The 872-nt window shown below is 66.2% G+C and carries 1 protein-coding gene; it reads right to left on the bottom strand.

The annotated features are described in order from the left end of the window. Positions 1 to 872 (bottom strand): tRNA 2-thiouridine(34) synthase MnmA (mnmA, locus tag E1958_RS19635; protein ID WP_133513371.1); only part of this gene is annotated, 872 nt, incomplete at both ends.

The raw sequence follows: 872 nt of genomic DNA, 5'->3' as shown, positions 1-872 counted from the left end.
AGCCGCAGGCGGCAGGTGAAGGGCACCGCAGGCGGCTCGGCGGCGATCCAATGCGGGGCGCCGCCATCCAGGCCCCTGCTCATGAGCAGCGGATGGTCGTGGCCCTGGACCAGGATCAAGGCATTGCGGGCGAGGTCCTTGCGGGCCACGAACCAGGGCGCCTCGACCTGGCCCGCCAGGCCACCGATACCCAGTCCCCGGCGCTGGCCGATGGTGTAATAGGCCAGGCCCTGGTGCTCGCCGATCACCTGGCCTTCCGGGGTCTCCATCGGCCCCGGAGCGCGGGGCAGATAGCGGGCCAGGAAGTCACGGAACCGACGCTCGCCGATAAAGCAGATGCCTGTACTGTCCTTTCGCTCGGCCGTCGGCAGGCCGGCGCGGCGGGCGATCGCTCGGACCTCGTGTTTGTTCAGATTACCGAGGGGGAACAGGCAGCGGCCGAGCTGCTCCTGTCCGAGCAGATACAGGAAATAGGTTTGGTCCTTGTTCGCGTCCGCCGCGAGTCTCAGGTGCCAGCCCGCATGGTCGCGGGCGATGCGGGCATAGTGACCGGTGGCGATGCGCTCGGCGCCCAGATCCAGGGCGTGATCCAGAAAGGCGCGGAACTTGATCTCCCGATTGCACAGGATATCCGGATTCGGCGTGCGGGCAGCACGGTACTCGGTGAGGAAACGGGAGAACACCCGGTCCCAATACTCGGTCGAGAAGTTGACCCGATGCAGACGGATGCCGAGCAGCGCGGCGGTTTTAGCGGCATCCTCCAGGTCTGCGGCGGCAGCGCAATAATCGGCGGTATCGTCCTCTTCCCAGTTCTTCATGAACAGACCCTCCACCCGATACCCCTGCTCCAGCAGCAACAATGCGGCGACCGA

This window comes from Candidatus Thiosymbion oneisti, from assembly GCF_004359955.1.
GTDB lineage: Bacteria > Pseudomonadota > Gammaproteobacteria > Chromatiales > Chromatiaceae > Thiosymbion > Thiosymbion oneisti.
This window is presented reverse-complemented; position numbering and strand designations above follow the sequence as displayed.